Genomic DNA, 15658 nt, shown 5'->3' on the forward strand with positions numbered 1-15658 from the left:
CCGTCACCTCCCGATCCCGATGAGGGCGGCGCGCGCCCTGCGGACGAGCCGGGTCGCCCGGCGCGGCGGACGCGAGCCGGCGCGCTCCTGCCACCAGAAGGTCAGCTCCCGCCGGGCGACGGGATCCTCCGGCCGCCCGTCGATCAGCAGATGCTCGGCGAAGTCGAGCGCGTCACGGCGGTAACCGGCGCGCATGGGCCGGTTCGCGGCGTACGAGAGAAAGGCCGGCCGGTAGCCGCCGCCCAGGATCCCGGGCAGTTCAGGCGCGACCTTGGCGATCACGTCGGCACGCTTGGCGGCGAGGGCACGGCTCTGCACGCGCACGCGCCGGGTGTCGAACCCTTCGGGGACGGGCGTACCGGCGACCAGCGCGGAGAGCAGGGCCGCCTGACGCAGCGCGAGCCGCTCGCGCGTGGCGTCGGTGGGCGGTCGGTGCGGTACGGGAGGCACGGACGGTTCGGGCGCTAGGGACAGGGCGGCAGGCTCGTCCGTAGCCGTAGCCGTAGCCGTAGCCGTAGCCGTAGCCGTAGCGCTACTGGCGCCGGCCGCGATTGTGAGTGTCTCGCGTATCACCGTCAGTTCGCCCGCCAGCTCCGACGCCGGCGGGAAGTCGTCGTCCCGCTCCAGCAGCACACCGGGCGGCGCGACCCGGGAGCGCAGCTCCGCCAGCACATCGAGGACCGGCCGGGTGACCGGATGCGCGTGGGTGTCGTGCCAGACGCCGTCACGCTCGACACCGCCCGCGACATGGACGTACGCGATGGCCTCGACCGGCAGTTCGTCCAGGGCCTTCGCCGGATCCTCGCCACGGTTGACATGGTTGGTGTGCAGATTGGCGACATCGATCAGCAGCCGGACACCGGTGCGCTCGACCAGCTCCGCGAGGAACTGGCCCTCGCTCATCTCCTCGCCTGGCCAGGAGATCAGCGCCGCGATGTTCTCCACGGCGAGCGGTACGGGCAGGGCGTCCTGGGCGATCCGTATGTTCTCGCAGAGCACGCGCAGGGCGTCCCTGGTCCGTGGCACCGGCAGCAGATGTCCCGCTTCGAGCGTGGCGGACGCGGTGAGCGGTCCTCCGGCCCGTACGAACGCGATGTGCTCGGTGACCAGCGGCGAGCCCAGCGCCTCGGCGCGCTCCGCGAGATCCGCGAGCCGCCGCGCGTCGGGCCGGTCCGCGCCGCCCAGCCCGAGCGAGACGCCGTGCGGCACGACGGTGACGCCGCGCTCACGGAGCCGTACGAGCGAGTCGGGCAGATGGCCGGCGCAGAGATTCTCCGCGACGGCCTCGACCCAGTCGATCCCGGACAGCTCCTCCACCGCGTCGGCTATCTCCGGACGCCAGCCGATACCGATCCCCAGCTCTGGTATGCCGTTCATGGCTCCCCCTCCTCGGTGCGCGACAGCGCAACGGTGCAGAGGTGATGACCCCGCCGGGCGCCGCTGAATCCGTTGAGAGGGACGTTCAGAGGTCGATTTGAGGTTCCATGCGGCGCGGCCCGGCTAGGTCGTGTCTGACACATAGCGTCGTCCGCCCGCAGGGCGGGGCTCGCGGCGTCTGGTGCGTGCGATCGCAAGGCGGAGGATCGTCGTTGTCGATGGCCCGGCCGTACTCGGGCGACTCCGACAACGCGGCGAGCGTGCGTGCCAGGCGTCGTGAGCCAGACGGGATTTGTCAGACACGGCCTAGGGAGTGGGCGCCGGTGGAGCGAGTGGCTGCTGTTCCGTTCCCGGCTCCGGCCGGTCGGTGTTGATCGCGGTCGGCGCGCCGGGCTGGGTGGAGGGCCGGGAGGTGAAGGACTGGTCGCCGGTGGCCTCGACGGGCGACGGCGCGGGCGGAAGGTTTCCGTCCGGAGGCGGCGGCCCGGTCGGGCTGGCGGTGGCGGTGCCCGCGGCCTCGTTGGCGATGCTGTCGAAGTCGACGAGACCGGTGGCCTCCAGCATGGTGATGTGGTCGAGGACGGTCTGGTTGGCGTCGCTGGCGAGCTGCCGTATCAAGGTGTTTCTGGTCGTGTGCCGTACCTGCGCGATCAGCGCGAACACCTTGCCGTGGGCGTTGCGCAGCAGATTGGCGAACTTGCGCTCGTACTCCTGGCCCGTGGCCGCGGACAGCTCTCTGAGCCAGCCCTGCTGCTGCTCGGTCGGCTGGTTCGGCAGCTCGATCCCGAGCCTGGCCGCCACATCGCGGGCCCGCTTGTCGAGGTCGGTGTGGCCGACGACGAGATGGTCACCACAGTCCTTGATGGCCTGGCTGGGCGCGCGCTGGATGGCCTGCTGCCCGGCCGGCAGCTCCCAGAGCCCGGCCAGCCGCACCTTGACCAGCAGATCACGGTCGGTCGCGGAGAGCGGCCCCCACTGTGTCGCGACGGACGAGGCATTGAGATTGGCCTGCCCGGTGCCGGAACGGTCGGCGTACGACCAGACGGGGAAGGCCAGCGCCCCGACTGTGGCGACGAGTGCCGCGATGATGAGCGCCGTACCGTTGATGCGTCGCAACAATGTGCTGCCTCCCGAACCGATATAGGACACCGCTGAACCACCGCCGGCCGACGGGCCGTTCAACCGGCGTGGCGGTACCGGGAGATACGTACACGGACTCCGGAACGTTCAGCTCCGCAGCGCCGGGTGATCGGCGACCACGGTGGCGCTGCCCGGCGCGATCTCGGTGAAGCCCGCGTCGCGGACCACCGGGAGGCCGGCGGCGGTGAGTTCGCGCCAGCGCGCGGCGTCAGGAGTGCGTACGGCGAGCGGGAAGCCCGCGGTGTGCCAGGCCTTGCGGTCCGTGTCCGACAGCTCCCACCAGGCGAGTTGGGCGCCGTGGCCGGCCTGGGCCATGGCCTTGCCGGCGGACATGTCCAGTTCGGGATTGAGCCAGAGGACGGGATGCGCCGGATCGGCGGCGGGCGGTGGCTCCGGGTCGGCGAGGTCGGTGCCCGAGACCTGGAGCTTTGCGAGCTCCTTGGGCCAGCCGTCGAGCGGGACCGGCGGGAAGACCCGTACCTCGGCGGGCGGTACGGCCTCCGTCGACAGGCCCGTACCGATGACCGTCAGGCCCGGGAGCGCCGAGGCGCGGCGCCACTCCGCGCCGCGCGCCCGCCGTACCACCTTGCGGATCCGGGCGTCCTGCCAGTCCCGTATCGCCCGTGCCCACTCGCCCTCGCCCAGCGACCGTTCGTCGGAGAGCATGACCAGCACCGCGCGGGCCGCCGTCTCCAGGGCGTCGGTACGGGCCGGAGGCGTGGCCTTCTCGATATGGACCACCAGCGGCAGCACGAACTGCGGGGCCTCGTCGCGGTCCGTCCGCTCATGCCGGAACGGACTGTCGGTCCCGGTCCCGGTGCCGGTGGCGTTGTTGCTGTCGCTCTCGCTGCTCACGGCTCCAGTCTGCCAGCCGCTCCGGCAGGCCTTCCGCCGGATTCTTGGCGGAATGGAAGCCTCCGGGCGAGGATGCACGGCATGAAGAGCGACCTTTTCACCGCGGAGCATCTGGCGCAGCCGGCGACCGCGCCCGGGATGACACTCCAGAACTCCAAGTCGATCAAGTACGCCGTCAACGGCGAGATGCACGCACGGCAGGGATCCATGATCGCCTACCGGGGCAGTCTCCAGTTCGAGCGCAAGGGCCAGGGCATAGGCGGCATGCTCAAGCGGGCCGTCACGGGCGAGGGCCTGCCGCTGATGGCCGTCCGAGGACAGGGCGAGGCCTGGTTCGCCCAGGAGGCCGCCAACTGTTTCATCGTCGACGTGGAACACGGTGACTCGCTCACCATCAGCGGCCGCAATGTGCTCTGCTTCGATCCGACGCTCTCGTACGAGATAAAGACGGTGAAGGGCGCCGGTATGACCGGCGGCGGGCTCTTCAACAGCGTGTTCACCGGCTATGGCAAGCTCGGTCTGATCTGCGAGGGCACACCGATCGTGATCCCCGTCACGGCGCAGGCGCCGGTGTACGTCGACACGGACGCGGTCGTCGGCTGGAGCAGCCAGCTCGGCACCTCGCTGCACCGTTCGCAGTCCGTCGGCTCGATGATCCGCGGCGGCTCGGGCGAGGCCGTCCAGCTCATGCTCCAGGGCGAGGGCTTTGTGATCGTCCGGCCGAGCGAGGCGACGCCGGCGAAGCCCACCGCGCACTGACTCCGTCGGCGTGGCGCGGCTGAGTACGCTCGACGGTATGAGTGAGAAGACAGTTGTGGACCGGGACCGGTCCACGGTGGAAGAGACGGAAGAGGCGGCAGAGATCGCCTACGCGGACTGTGTGCACTGCGGAAAGCCGACCGAGTACCCGGAGTCGGTCAAGGGCGTGACGCTCTGTCCCGTCTGCGAGTGGCAGGAGGCTCAGCGGATGGCCTGTTCGGGCTGAGCCTCCTGTCCTGGGCCGTCTGCGTTGCCCGCTTCCCGGGCCGTCCACAGGCCGTCGCGGAGTCCCGTGCTCAGTGCCGCATCAGCTCGGAGACCTTGACGAAGCGGTAGCCGCGCTTGCGCAGCTCCGGCACGATCTTCCCGACCGCCTCCTCCGTCACCGGCGCCGCGCTGCGCGTGCAGTGCATCACCACCAGCGAGCCCGGCTTCACATCCTTCAGGACCTGCTCGGCGACGGCGTCCGCGTCCGTGGCGAAGGCGTCCCCGCTGACGACGTCCCACTGGACGGCGGTCACCTTGGCCGGAGCGAGGGCCCGGAGCGCGGCGTCGTCGTAGCAGCCGCCCGGGAAGCGGAAGTACGGCACCACATTCCGGGCTCCCGCGGCACGGAACGCGGCGAACGCGCGCTCCACGTCCTCGGCCATCTTCTGCTCGCCGATGGCCGGCAGCCCGTAACAGTCGGCCGTGTAGGCGTAGTGGCTGTAGGAGTGGTTGGCGATCTCGAAGACCGGATCGCTGCCGATCGCCTTCGCCTGGCTCGGATACTCCTCGGCCCACCGCCCGGTCATGAAGACCGTCGACGGTACGTCGAGCCGGCGCAGCAGGGAGATCAGGGAGGGATTGTCGAACTGCTCGCCGCTCGCCGCCCGTGGCCCCTGATCGGCCGTCATATCGGCGTCGAAGGTGAGCGCCACGGTCTTGCCTGCGGCCGAGGTCCCGCGCTTGAACACCGGTGTCAGCCCGTCGGGACCGGGCGCCATGGTCGGCGGCGCGCCGACTCCCGTACTCCCGGGAGCGCCGGAGCGGGAGGCGGAGAGCGAGGCGGGCGAGTCCGTGCCGGTGCCGCATCCGGCGAGCGCGGCGCCCAGGACGGCGACGGTGGCGATGGCAGTGGCAGTGGTGAGCAAACGTACATATGTGGTCACTCACGGAAAATATATGATGATCTTCCTGGATCGGTTGTACGGCACTCGCGCGGTCAGGGCATCTTCAGCAGCTTGTCGCGGGCTTCCGCCACATCGAACCCGGCCTTCGGATAGACCGGGTCCAGGGCTTCGAGATGCTCCAGGAGCAGAGTGCTGATCGCCCAGTTGCGGTACCACTTGCGGTCCGCCGGGACCAGATACCAGGGCGCCGCGTCGGTGGAACAGCGTTCGAGGGCCAGTTCGTACGCCTTCCGGTACGCGGGCCACAGGGCGCGGTCGTCGATGTCGGCCGGGCTGAACTTCCAGTGCTTGTCAGGGTTGTCGAGCCGGGCCAGCAGCCGGGCGCGCTGTTCCTCGTAGCCGATATGGAGGAAGACCTTCACGACGGTGGTGCCCGTGTCGGCGAGCGACTGCTCGAAGAGATTGATCTCGCCGTAGCGTCGGCCGAGATCACGGCGTGGGACCAGCTCACGTACGCGCGTGATCAGGACGTCCTCGTAGTGCGAGCGGTCGAAGATACCGATCTCGCCCGGCTCGGGCAGAGCGCGTCTGATACGCCAGAGGAACGGATGGCTCAGCTCCTCCGCGGTCGGCGTCTTGAACGCCCTGACCCGGCAGCCCGCGGGATTGAAGTGCCCGATCACATGCTTGACCGTGCCGCCCTTGCCGCTGGTGTCCATGCCCTGGAGCACGAGCAGCAGCCGACGGGTGTCGCCGGCCGTGCTGGCCGCGTACAGCCGGTCCTGGAGACCGGCGAGACGTTCCGCCAGCCGGGCGGTGGCGGCGAGTCCCGCCGCCTTGTCCGCCGGGCCGCTCGGGACGGCCCTGGAGTCGTACGAGGAGAGGTCGACGGGCTCGCCGCCGGGGACGCGCAGCAGCTCGCGGAGAGCCTGCGGCTGGTCCCGCCGCTGCTTCCTCTTCTCCTTCTGCGTCTCCTTCTGCGCCGTCGTCCTGGCCACCGCGCACCCCTTCCGGTCGGATCGGTCGGTCACCCCAGGGTGTGTCGGACCGGCGCCGTCCGCGACCGCTGAGCGCCGCGCCTGTGCCGCATACGGCGACGGCCGTGCCGCCCGGTCCGGTGGACCGGGTGGCACGGCCGGTGGAGCCGAAACTAGAGCTGAACCCGGAGTAAGAACCGGAGTCGGAGCCGGAACCGCGTCAGGAGGCGAGCGACGCGCTCAGCGTGATGGTCGTGCCCGTGAGCGCCTGGCTCACCGGGCAGTTCACCTTCGCGTCCTCGGCGGCCTTGACGAACTCCGCCTCGTCCAGGCCGGGAACGTCGCCCTCGACCGTGAGATGGATACCGGTGATACCGGTGCCGGGCTGGAAGGTGACATCGGCCTGCGTGGTGAGCTTGGTCGGCGGCGTGCCGGCCTTGGCGAGACCGTTCGAGAGCGCCATCGAGAAGCAGCTCGAATGGGCCGCGGCGATCAGCTCCTCCGGGCTGGTTTTGCCATTCGCCGCCTCCGCGCGGGAGGGCCAGGAGACCTGCTGGTCCGGGATGCCCGAGGAGTCGAAGGAGACGGTGCCCGTGCCCTGGAGGAGGTTGCCCTCCCAGACCGTGTGCGCCTGGCGCGTGGTGGCCATGGTGGAACCCTTCTGTTTGGTACTGGTCTGCTTGGTACTGGGTGGTACTGGGTGGTGCGGATGCGAGTGCGATCCGAACCTACTGGGGCACAAGTCCCTTGGCGTCCCGTGCCAGTGCCGTCAACCGGGAGATCGCCCGGAAGTATTTCTTCCGGTAGCCGCCGTTCAGCATTTCTTCGCTGAACAGCCGGTCGAAGGGAAGACCGGAGGCGAGCACCGGAATCTCCCGGTCGTACAGCCGGTCGGCGAGGACGACCAGCCGCAGCGCCGTCGACTGGTCGGGCACGGCCGTGACATCCGTGAGACAGACGGCCCGCACTCCGTCCGTGAGCGCTCCGTACCGGCTCGGATGGACCTTGGCGAGATGGTCGAGCAGCCCGGGGAAGTCGTCCAGGCTCGCGCCCTCGGTGGCATAGGCGGCCCTGGTCACCTGATCGTCGGAGTACGGAGCGGGCGCCTCGGGCAGTCCGCGGTGCCGGTAGTCCTCGCCGTCGATGCGCAGCGGACGGAATCGCGCGGCCAGACCCTGGATCTCACGCAGGAAGTCGGCGGCGGCGAACCGGCCCTCACCGAGCTTGCCGGGCAGCGTGTTGGAGGTCGCGGCCAGCGCCACACCTGAGTCGACCAGCCGGCGGAGCAGGCTGGAGATCAGGACGGTGTCGCCCGGATCGTCCAGTTCGAATTCATCGATACAGAGCAGCCGATGGCCGCCCAAGGTCTCCACGGTCTGCTGGAAGCCCAGCGCGCCGACCAGATTCGTCAGCTCGACAAAGGTGCCGAAAGCTTTCTCTTCCGCCGGCGCCGGAGTCGCGTGCCAGAGGGACGCCAGCAGATGTGTCTTGCCGACGCCGTAACCGCCGTCCAGATAGACACCGCGCGGGCCGGTGGGCGCGGCCGGCTTCTTGGCGAACCAGCGCCGCGCGCTCCTGGCACTCGGCCCGTGCGGCCCGCCGAGGCCCGTGGCGAACGCGCTCAGCGCTGCGACGGCCTGGGACTGACTGGGTTGGCCCGGGTCCGGTACGTACGTGTCGAAACGTACGGAGTCGAAGCGCGGCGGCGGCACCATGTCCGCGACCAGACGGTCGGCGGGAACACGCGGCTCACGTGCGCAGAGGGCGACCGGGGTCGCTTCGGTGACCGACCGTTGGCCGGAGGCGGCGGTGGAGTACGACACAACTCTTCACTCTATGCGCCGTGCCAGACTGCTTTGCATGCGACGCCTGTTCCCTGTGACCGATCAGACAGTCCCGGCCGAGGAGCGCGCCGAGGAGCGTGCCGAGGGCCGCGCCGCCGAGGACCGTGAGTGGACGCTCGACGAACTGGCGGACGCCTACGCGTACCCTTCGTCGGCCCGGGCCGACGGGAGGCCCTGGCTGCGGGCCAACATGGTGTCCACGATCGACGGCGCCGCCCAGCACGACGGCCGCTCGCAGACCATCTCCTCCGCCGCCGACATGCGGATCTTCGGAACGCTGCGCGGGCTCGCCGACGCGGTGGTGGTCGGCGCGGAAACGGTTCGTCTGGAGGGCTACCGGCCGGCCCGCGCCCGGGAGGCGTTCGCCGCGCGCCGCGCGGCGGCCGGCCAGGGCCCCGCGCCGGCCATCGCGGTGGTCAGCGCCGGTCTCCAGCTCGACTTCTCGCTGCCGCTGTTCAGTGAACCGAGCGTTCCGACCATCCTGGTCACCGGCGCCGAGGCACCGGCGGCCCGGATCCGCGCCGCCGAGAAGGCGGGCGTGGAGGTGGTGATCGCCGGCGAGGGACCGGGCGTGGACGCCGCCGGTGCCGTACACGCCCTGGCGGAACGCGGCCTCGTACGGCTGCTCACCGAGGGCGGGCCACGGCTGCTCGGACAGTTCGTGGCGGCGGGTGTGCTGGACGAGATGTGTCTGACGGTGTCTCCGACGCTGACGGCCGGATACGCGCAGCGCATCGCGGGCGGCCCGGGGCCCGCCGTACCCGAACGGTTCGCTCTCGTATCGCTCCTGGAGCAGGACGGGTTCCTCTTCACCCGGTATCGCCGCGTCTGACAATCCGCCGCGTCCGACAATCAGCGGAATTCGCCGTTCCGGTTAGCTTCCGGTGGGCAGACTTACTCTCGCAGACCCCGTGCGGGCACGGGGAAGGATGGTTTCAGCAGTGGGGCCGGACGGTCCATGAAGACGAAGGGCGCCTGTCGTGTTCACAAGCGTACTGATGATCGAGAAGCCCCTGACGCCCGAGGACGTGGAGTTCGTCACCACGCTCCATGGAGACGAGCCGGTGTCCTTCGTCGTGCTCATGCAGCCCCGCGGCGATCAGGCGGATGTGCTGCTGCGCGCCATCGACGATGTCGCGCTCGGCGAGCTGCGGGACGCCGCCCGGGAGGGCGGGACACCGGAGGGCGCGCAGGCCAGAGAGCCCGCGGAGCTGGCCCTCCAGGCATCCCTGGCCGGGCTGCGCGCCCAGGGCTCCGAGGCCACGGGCCAGGTGGTCGAGGAGCATCCGCTCGACCATCTCAAGGGAGTCGTGGAGGCGGCGGGCGCCGACGAGGTGATCGTGCTGACCGAGCCGCACTATGTGGAGGAGTTCTTCCACCGGGACTGGGCGTCCCGGGCACGTCACAAGGTCGGCGTACCGGTGCTCAAACTCTTCGCCCACAGCGAATAGGCTGGGACGACACGTTTTCTTGTCGCTCGCGCACCTGGGAGAAACACGTATGGCACCGGCCCCCGCTGTCCCCGCCGACATGGAACGACCGCACTTCATCGGTATCGGCGGCGCCGGCATGTCGGGTATCGCGAAGATCCTCGCCCAGCGCGGCGCCAAGGTCGCGGGCAGTGACGCCAAGGAGTCGGAGACCGCGGAGGCGCTGCGGGCCCTGGGCGCCACCGTGCACATCGGCCACGCCGCGGCGCATCTCGCGGACGACGCGTCGTGCGTGGTCGTCTCCAGCGCCATCCGCGCCGACAACCCGGAGCTGGCGCGGGCCGCGGAGCTCTCCGTACCGGTGGTGCACCGCTCGGACGCGCTGGCCTCGCTGATGCGTGGACTGCGGCCGATCGCCGTCGCGGGCACTCACGGCAAGACGACCACGACATCCATGCTGGCCGTCGCCCTCACCGAGCTGGGCCTCGATCCGTCGTACGCGATCGGCGGCGATCTCGCCGGGCCCGGTACGAACGCGCGGCACGGCGAGGGCGAGATCTTCGTCGCGGAGGCGGACGAGAGCGACCGGAGCTTCCAGAAGTACGATCCCGAGGTCGCGATCGTCCTCAATGTCGAGCTGGACCACCACGCGAATTACGCGTCGATGGACGAGATCTACGAGTCCTTCGAGGCGTTCGCCGACAAGATCGTTCCGGGCGGCACGCTGGTGATCTCCGCCGACCAGCCGGGCGCGGTCGAGCTGACGTCACGGGTCCGCGCACGGTCGGCGGCCGGTGGTCCGTCCACGGTCAAGGTCGTTACCTACGGTGAGGCCGAAACGGCGGACGTACGGGTCCACAGGATCACCGCACGCGGGCTGACCAGCGAGGTCACCGTACTGCTCGACGGCCGTCCGCTGACCTTCACCGTCTCGGTCCCGGGCCGCCACTACGCCAACAACGCGGTCGCCGCTCTCGCGGCCGGTGTGGCGCTGGGCCTTCCCGCGCACAATCTGGCCTCGGCCCTCGGCACGTACACCGGCGTCAAGCGCCGCCTCCAGCTCAAGGGCGAGGCCGCGGGCGTCCAGGTGATCGACTCGTACGCGCACCATCCCACCGAGATGACGGCCGACCTGGAGGCGATGCGTGCCGCCGCCGCTCCCGGCTCCCGACTGCTGGTCGTCTTCCAGCCGCATCTCTTCTCCCGTACGCAGGAGCTGGCCACCGAGATGGGCCAGGCCCTCGCCCTCGCCGACGCCTCGCTGGTCCTGGACATCTATCCGGCCCGCGAGGATCCCATTCCCGGTGTCACCAGCGCTCTGATCACCGACGCGGCCGAGGCGGCGGGCGCCGCGGTGACGGCCGTGTCCGACAAGAACGCGGTCGCCGGCGCCGTGGCGGGAATGGCGGGACCCGGTGATCTCGTTCTCACCATGGGCGCCGGAGATGTCACGGACCTCGGTCCGCACATCCTGGCCCGTCTGACCGACTGAGGAGAGCGCATGTCGTACGACATCGACAAGCCGGACGAGCAGTGGCGCGCGGAGCTGTCGCCCGCGGAGTACCAGGTGCTCCGCAAGGCCGGCACCGAGCCCGCCTTCACCGGCGAGTACACGGACACGAAGACCACCGGTGTCTACTCCTGCCGCGCGTGCGGCGCCGAGCTGTTCCGCTCCGACACGAAATTCGAGTCGCACTGCGGCTGGCCGTCCTTCTACGACCCGAAGGACACGGACGCGGTCGAACTGATCGAGGACCGCTCCCACGGCATGGTCCGCGTCGAGGTCCGCTGCTCGCGCTGCGGCTCGCACCTCGGCCATGTCTTCGAGGGCGAGGGCTATCCGACCCCGACGGACCAGCGGTACTGCATCAACTCGATCTCGCTGCGACTGACTCCCGACGAGAACTGACCCCGACGAAAGCTGACCTCCGACGAGAGCCGGCCTCTGACCAGAGCTGACCTCCGACGAGGACCGAGCCGGCGCGAGCTCAGCCCTGGCCAGGGCTGAGCTCGCGGCCGTGACCGGCGCCCGTTCATCGGCACGCGCCGGTCATGGACCGGTCATGGACGGGTGCGGGTGCCGAAGCGGATGCCCAGCCGGCCCAGGGCGCCCGGCCGGTTCCACGTTCTGAACTCCTCCGCCTTGCGGTCGCCCGTACCTTCCAGACAGCGCTCGACGGCGGCGACGTCGGCGGCGGGCAGCGACCGTACGGCCGGTCGCAGCACCTTGTCGAGCAGGGCCGTGCGGGTCTCGTCCCAGGTCTTGTTCGCGCCGGGCAGCGCGGTCCAGGTGGTGAAGCAGTGGGCCGCGAACGCCGGTACGGTACGCAGCCGTTCGCGTACGGGCTCGTCATGGGCGGCCCTGCGGTACGCGGCGGTGAGCTCCGCGTCGCCGCTGTGGACCAGCGCGTACAGCTCTCCCTCCGGCCGCTGCTCGGAGAGCAGTTGACGGCACACGGCCCCGAACGCCTGGTCGAGCACGCCCGGTTCGACCGGTTCCGCCGCGGCACGCAGCGCCAGCGCCCGGTCGGTCCAGCCGGGCGCGGCCCGGCCCGCCGCGAGTTCGCCGGCGTATTCGAGAAGCTGGAGGGCGCTCCGTACGCGCGGTTCCAGCTCCTCGCGGAAGCCGCGCAGCAGATCGTGCGCGAGACCGGGCGAGTCGGGGCTGTCGCCCGGACCTTCGAGCGCGGCCCTGACGAGTGTGTGCCAGGTCCCGGCGGTCCGGTGGGCGTCCGAGCCGGTCTCCGCCAGCATCAGCCGGGCCTCGCCGGGAGTCGGCGCGCCGTCGGCCCACACCAGCCGTACGGCGGTGCGCAGGACGAGCGGCTCGGCGAACGGCGAGACTCCGCAGGCGCGCTGCACGGAGCGGAGGACCGCGAGACGGTCGCCGTTCTCCGGCGCCGCGACAGCCGGGCCCGCCGAGTCGGCCGAGCCCGCCACCTCCGCGCACATCCGCAGATGCGGTATGGCCTGGACTTCCGTGAGAGGAAGGTCGATACGGCCGAACAGCCGGGCGGCGGCGGACGGATCGTCCGCGGCGAGTGCGTCGAGTTCGCTGAGCAGCGTGGTGCGCAGATCGAAGTACTCCTCCAGCGCGGTCCGTACGACCGACGTGTACGCCGACACCGGATCGGCGATCAGCGCGCGCGAGAGCCGACGGGCCAGACCGGGCAGCAGATCCGCGCAGTCCACACCGAGGAGTTCGGCGACGCGCAGCAGCTCCGCCGCCCTTGAGGTGCCGGCCGGGGAGGTCGTGGAGGCCGGAGCGGTCGAGGAGGCCAGGTCAGGGCCGACGCCGTCCGCGATGCCCGCGCGGAGTTCCGGGGCCAGCTGATCGGCGAGGCGCCGCTTGAGGTCCTCGGGCAGCGACACGATGTGCAGAGCGGGCAGTTCGAGCCCGGCGGCCGGATTACGGACGGCCTCCGTCAGGACGAGCGCCGCGAGCGGCGCGGTCGTACGGGCCGGAGCCCGGTCGCCGAGCACCGCGAACAGCCGTGCCAGCGCGGCCGTTTCGGCCGAACCACGGTCCACGGCCGGCGCGGTCAGGGCCTCGGCGAGCTGCTCAAGACGCTGCGCGTCCAGCGCGTTCGCATGCTCGTACGCCCAAGTGGCCGCCGCCGTACGGCCGTTCGCGCCCGGGGCTATTCCCGTACACAGCGCGACAACGGCGAGCGGGCCCGGGGCGAAATAGGCGCCCGGCAGTGTCGCCGCCTCCGCGAACAGCTCGGGAGCCCTGCCCAGCCAGATCTGCGCGGCGGTCTCGGCCCAGGCGTCCACGGCGGAAGTGCCCGGTCCGGCGGAAGTGCCCGGTCCGGCCGATGTGCCCGGTCCGGCCGATGTGCCCGGTCCGGCCGTGCCCGTCGGCCGGGACGCCGTGCAGTCGATCACGCGGTAACGGTGGTCGAGCCCGGCCAGTTCCCGCGCGTCGTCCGGCAGCACACCGATGATCTGCTGTCCGGCCCGCTGAGGGCGCCGGGTGTAGGTGGTGAAGGTCAGCCGGTGGGCGCTCGCGCCCGGCAGTACGGCGCAGGCCAGCGCGATCCACCGGGCCACATCGGCGCTGTTGCGCTCCACGAGCACAAGCCGTGGCGCGGTCTCCTCCTCGGCCAGCCCGCGCACGGCGGCGAAGAACCGGGCGAGCCATGGCGCGCGGGAGGCGGCGAACGACTCCAGCTCACGCCGGTCGAAGCCGCGCGACAAGGGCGGCCGGTCCAGCGGCGGGAGCGTCCCGCCGTCCGGCGCTCCGGTCACCCACTGCGGTGAGTCCCAGGTGCTGATCGGCGGCGCTCCGGCGGAGAGCGCGGCATCGGCGGGCAGCCGCACGGCATGGGCGTGGAAGGTGCCCCAGACACCGGTGAAGTCGGCTCCCGCGTACACCGTCCTGGCCAGCAGCCGGCTGCCGTCGGAGAGCACGCTGTGGCTCAACGACTGAGGAAACGAGGCGAGTTCGGCGGCGGTCGCCCGCAGTGGCGCGCCGGGCGGCGGCTCGTACCCGAGGAGCTGCTCGGCCTCCTTGAGGAGCGATTCGGGGACGCCGGGCGTGAGCGCCGTGAAGCGGAAGCCCGGCCCGCCGGGTATGGGCGATCCGTCGGCGCCCGGCACGGCGGAGGTGCAGTGGAGCTGCGCCAGGCTCATGCGCCGGCCCCTTTCGGTCCCGGCCTGTCCATATCGGCCCGTGCGGCCGGTACGGACAGCCGCGCGGCCGGGGAGCGGCCGGCACAGCAAGGGCGGATGACGGTCGTCATGTCAGCGAACCACCAGGTGAGCGGGGAAGCGTTCGTCGAGACGCGCGAAGGCGGCCCGGCGGCCGAGGAGAGCCACGCGGGCGTACGGACCGGGCAGCAGCCCGCCCCGACCTCGCGCCCGACCGTACCGGCGCGACACCGCCCGGCACCACTCGGCCCCGGAACGTACGCGCTGTGTGCTCCATCGCCGGACGGACTGCTGTGCTGTGTCCGGCGATCGAGGACGAACACTACGCGGGACACTACGCGGGCTGGAGCAGGTCCCAGAGGTTGCCGTAGAGATCCTCGAAGACCGCGACCGTGCCGTACGGCTCCTGGCGTGGCTCCCGTACGAAGCGGACTCCCGCGGCCAGCATGCGCGCGTGGTCGCGGGCGAAGTCCTCGGTGTAGAGGAAGAAGCCGACCCGGCCGCCCGTCTGCGTGCCGATGCTCGCCCGCTGGGCGCTGTCCTTGGCGCGGCCCAGCAGCAGACCGGTGCCAGTGCCGGTACCGGTGCCGTCGGAGCCGGGCGGCCGGACCACGACCCAGCGGGAGCCGTCGCCGCGGTCGGTGTCCTCGACCAGCTCGAAGCCGAGGGAGCCGGTGTAGAAGGCGATGGCCTTGTCGTAGTCGTCCACGACGACGGTGATGAGGGCGATGAAGGACATACGCGGGACGTTATACGTATGACTGATGGCCGGGCAAGGTGGAAGAATGCCGGTCATGGATGTGCAGCAGATCGCCGAGCTGACCGCCCGCGCCCGCCGGCTCGCGGACTCCGACGACGGCTCGGACTCCGACGACGGGTCGGGTTCAGGCCGCCGCATCCGCCGCATCCTCGGTATCGCCGGGCCGCCCGGTGCGGGCAAGTCGACTCTCGCCGCCGCGCTGGTCGACCGGCTCGGCGGGCTCGCCGTACTCGTCCCCATGGACGGATTCCATCTCGCCCAGGCCGAGCTGAACCGTCTCGGACGGGCCGGCCGCAAGGGCGCGCCCGACACCTTCGACGCCACCGGCTACGCCGCCCTGCTCGCCCGGCTGCGCGCGCCCGAGCCCGGCACCGTCGTCTACGCGCCCGCCTTCGACCGCTCCCTGGAGGAGCCGGTGGCGGGCAGCATCGCCGTCGGGCCCGGGACTCCGCTCGTCATCACCGAAGGCAACTATCTGCTGCACGACGCCGGTCCCTGGGCTCCGGTCCATACGCTCCTGGACGAGGTGTGGTTCCTGGAGCTCGATCCGGTGATACGGGTCCGCAGGCTCGTGGACCGGCATGTCCGGCACGGCAAGGACCGGCCGTACGCGGAGCGCTGGGTCAGGGAGTCCGACGAGGCCAATGCCCGGCTCGTGGAGCGCGGCCGGGACCGCGCTGATCTCGTTGTCCCTCTGTCGGACTAGCATCGGAGGTAGGACGATCACTGGCCGGCGGCGGTCTTCCGGGTC

Annotated in this window: 16 protein-coding genes; 7 read left to right on the plus strand and 9 right to left on the minus strand. The window is 71.1% G+C overall.

Features of this window, described 5'->3' with window-relative positions; genetic code table 11:
- Positions 1–3: 3 nt before the first annotated feature.
- The 3 genes from ACFV6H_RS15795 to ACFV6H_RS15805 form a co-directional block, all read right to left on the minus strand.
- Complete coding sequence (locus ACFV6H_RS15795; RefSeq protein ID WP_385541951.1) at positions 4–1377, minus strand: DUF692 domain-containing protein; 1374 nt, start codon at positions 1375–1377, stop codon at positions 4–6.
- 306 nt (positions 1378–1683) lie between these two features.
- On the minus strand, positions 1684–2493 hold the full coding sequence (locus tag ACFV6H_RS15800; protein WP_385541953.1) for a DUF4142 domain-containing protein: 810 nt from the start codon (positions 2491–2493) through the stop codon (positions 1684–1686).
- A gap of 111 nt (positions 2494–2604) precedes the next feature.
- On the minus strand, positions 2605–3372 hold the full coding sequence (locus ACFV6H_RS15805; RefSeq protein ID WP_385541955.1) for a peptidyl-tRNA hydrolase: 768 nt from the start codon (positions 3370–3372) through the stop codon (positions 2605–2607).
- Between the two features lie 81 nt (positions 3373–3453).
- On the opposite strand from ACFV6H_RS15805, the gene ACFV6H_RS15810 reads away from it, so the two are divergent.
- The gene (locus ACFV6H_RS15810; protein WP_385541957.1) at positions 3454–4131 is read left to right on the plus strand and encodes an AIM24 family protein; all 678 of its coding nucleotides are present in this window, start codon (positions 3454–3456) and stop codon (positions 4129–4131) included.
- Between the two features lie 37 nt (positions 4132–4168).
- Entirely contained in the window at positions 4169–4357 is a 189-nt protein-coding gene (locus ACFV6H_RS15815) for a hypothetical protein (RefSeq protein ID WP_384981104.1), read from the plus strand.
- 70 nt (positions 4358–4427) lie between these two features.
- Here the strand turns inward: ACFV6H_RS15815 and ACFV6H_RS15820 are convergent, their stop codons facing one another.
- The 4 genes from ACFV6H_RS15820 to zapE all read right to left on the minus strand — a co-directional run bounded on the left by ACFV6H_RS15820 (position 4428) and on the right by zapE (position 8043).
- Positions 4428–5282: a polysaccharide deacetylase family protein gene (locus tag ACFV6H_RS15820; protein WP_384787333.1), complete on the minus strand. Its 855-nt coding sequence runs from the start codon at positions 5280–5282 to the stop codon at positions 4428–4430.
- A 53-nt stretch (positions 5283–5335) separates the two neighbouring features.
- On the minus strand, positions 5336–6160 hold the full coding sequence (locus ACFV6H_RS15825; protein WP_385542127.1) for a PPK2 family polyphosphate kinase: 825 nt from the start codon (positions 6158–6160) through the stop codon (positions 5336–5338).
- A gap of 280 nt (positions 6161–6440) precedes the next feature.
- On the minus strand, positions 6441–6869 hold the full coding sequence (locus ACFV6H_RS15830; protein ID WP_384787330.1) for an OsmC family protein: 429 nt from the start codon (positions 6867–6869) through the stop codon (positions 6441–6443).
- Between the two features lie 79 nt (positions 6870–6948).
- Complete coding sequence (zapE, locus tag ACFV6H_RS15835) at positions 6949–8043, minus strand: cell division protein ZapE (RefSeq protein WP_385541960.1); 1095 nt, start codon at positions 8041–8043, stop codon at positions 6949–6951.
- A gap of 37 nt (positions 8044–8080) precedes the next feature.
- Here zapE and ACFV6H_RS15840 point away from each other — a divergent pair, with 37 nt between their 5' ends.
- The 4 genes from ACFV6H_RS15840 to msrB all read left to right on the plus strand — a co-directional run bounded on the left by ACFV6H_RS15840 (position 8081) and on the right by msrB (position 11403).
- On the plus strand, positions 8081–8896 hold the full coding sequence (locus ACFV6H_RS15840; protein WP_385541962.1) for a pyrimidine reductase family protein: 816 nt from the start codon (positions 8081–8083) through the stop codon (positions 8894–8896).
- Positions 8897–9062: 166 nt separating this feature from the next.
- Positions 9063–9515: an indole-3-glycerol phosphate synthase gene (locus ACFV6H_RS15845; RefSeq protein ID WP_384787321.1), complete on the plus strand. Its 453-nt coding sequence runs from the start codon at positions 9063–9065 to the stop codon at positions 9513–9515.
- Between the two features lie 49 nt (positions 9516–9564).
- On the plus strand, positions 9565–10986 hold the full coding sequence (gene murC / locus ACFV6H_RS15850; protein WP_385541965.1) for a UDP-N-acetylmuramate--L-alanine ligase: 1422 nt from the start codon (positions 9565–9567) through the stop codon (positions 10984–10986).
- 9 nt (positions 10987–10995) lie between these two features.
- The gene (msrB, locus tag ACFV6H_RS15855; protein ID WP_093599043.1) at positions 10996–11403 is read left to right on the plus strand and encodes a peptide-methionine (R)-S-oxide reductase MsrB; all 408 of its coding nucleotides are present in this window, start codon (positions 10996–10998) and stop codon (positions 11401–11403) included.
- 152 nt (positions 11404–11555) lie between these two features.
- On the opposite strand, the gene ACFV6H_RS15860 is transcribed toward msrB, so the two are convergent.
- Both ACFV6H_RS15860 and ACFV6H_RS15865 read right to left on the minus strand, forming a co-directional pair.
- Positions 11556–14129, minus strand: a complete 2574-nt coding sequence (locus ACFV6H_RS15860; protein ID WP_385541968.1) for a GTPase-associated protein 1-related protein — start codon at positions 14127–14129, stop codon at positions 11556–11558.
- 352 nt (positions 14130–14481) lie between these two features.
- The gene (locus ACFV6H_RS15865; RefSeq protein WP_385541970.1) at positions 14482–14886 is read right to left on the minus strand and encodes a VOC family protein; all 405 of its coding nucleotides are present in this window, start codon (positions 14884–14886) and stop codon (positions 14482–14484) included.
- Positions 14887–14932: 46 nt separating this feature from the next.
- Between ACFV6H_RS15865 and ACFV6H_RS15870 the strand changes: the two genes are divergently transcribed.
- Positions 14933–15613 (plus strand): nucleoside/nucleotide kinase family protein, encoded by a 681-nt coding sequence (locus tag ACFV6H_RS15870; RefSeq protein WP_385541972.1) that lies wholly within the window; start codon positions 14933–14935, stop codon positions 15611–15613.
- Positions 15614–15658 lie beyond the last annotated feature (45 nt).

It is taken from the genome of Streptomyces sp. NPDC059743, assembly GCF_042732975.1.
Classification (GTDB): domain Bacteria; phylum Actinomycetota; class Actinomycetes; order Streptomycetales; family Streptomycetaceae; genus Streptomyces.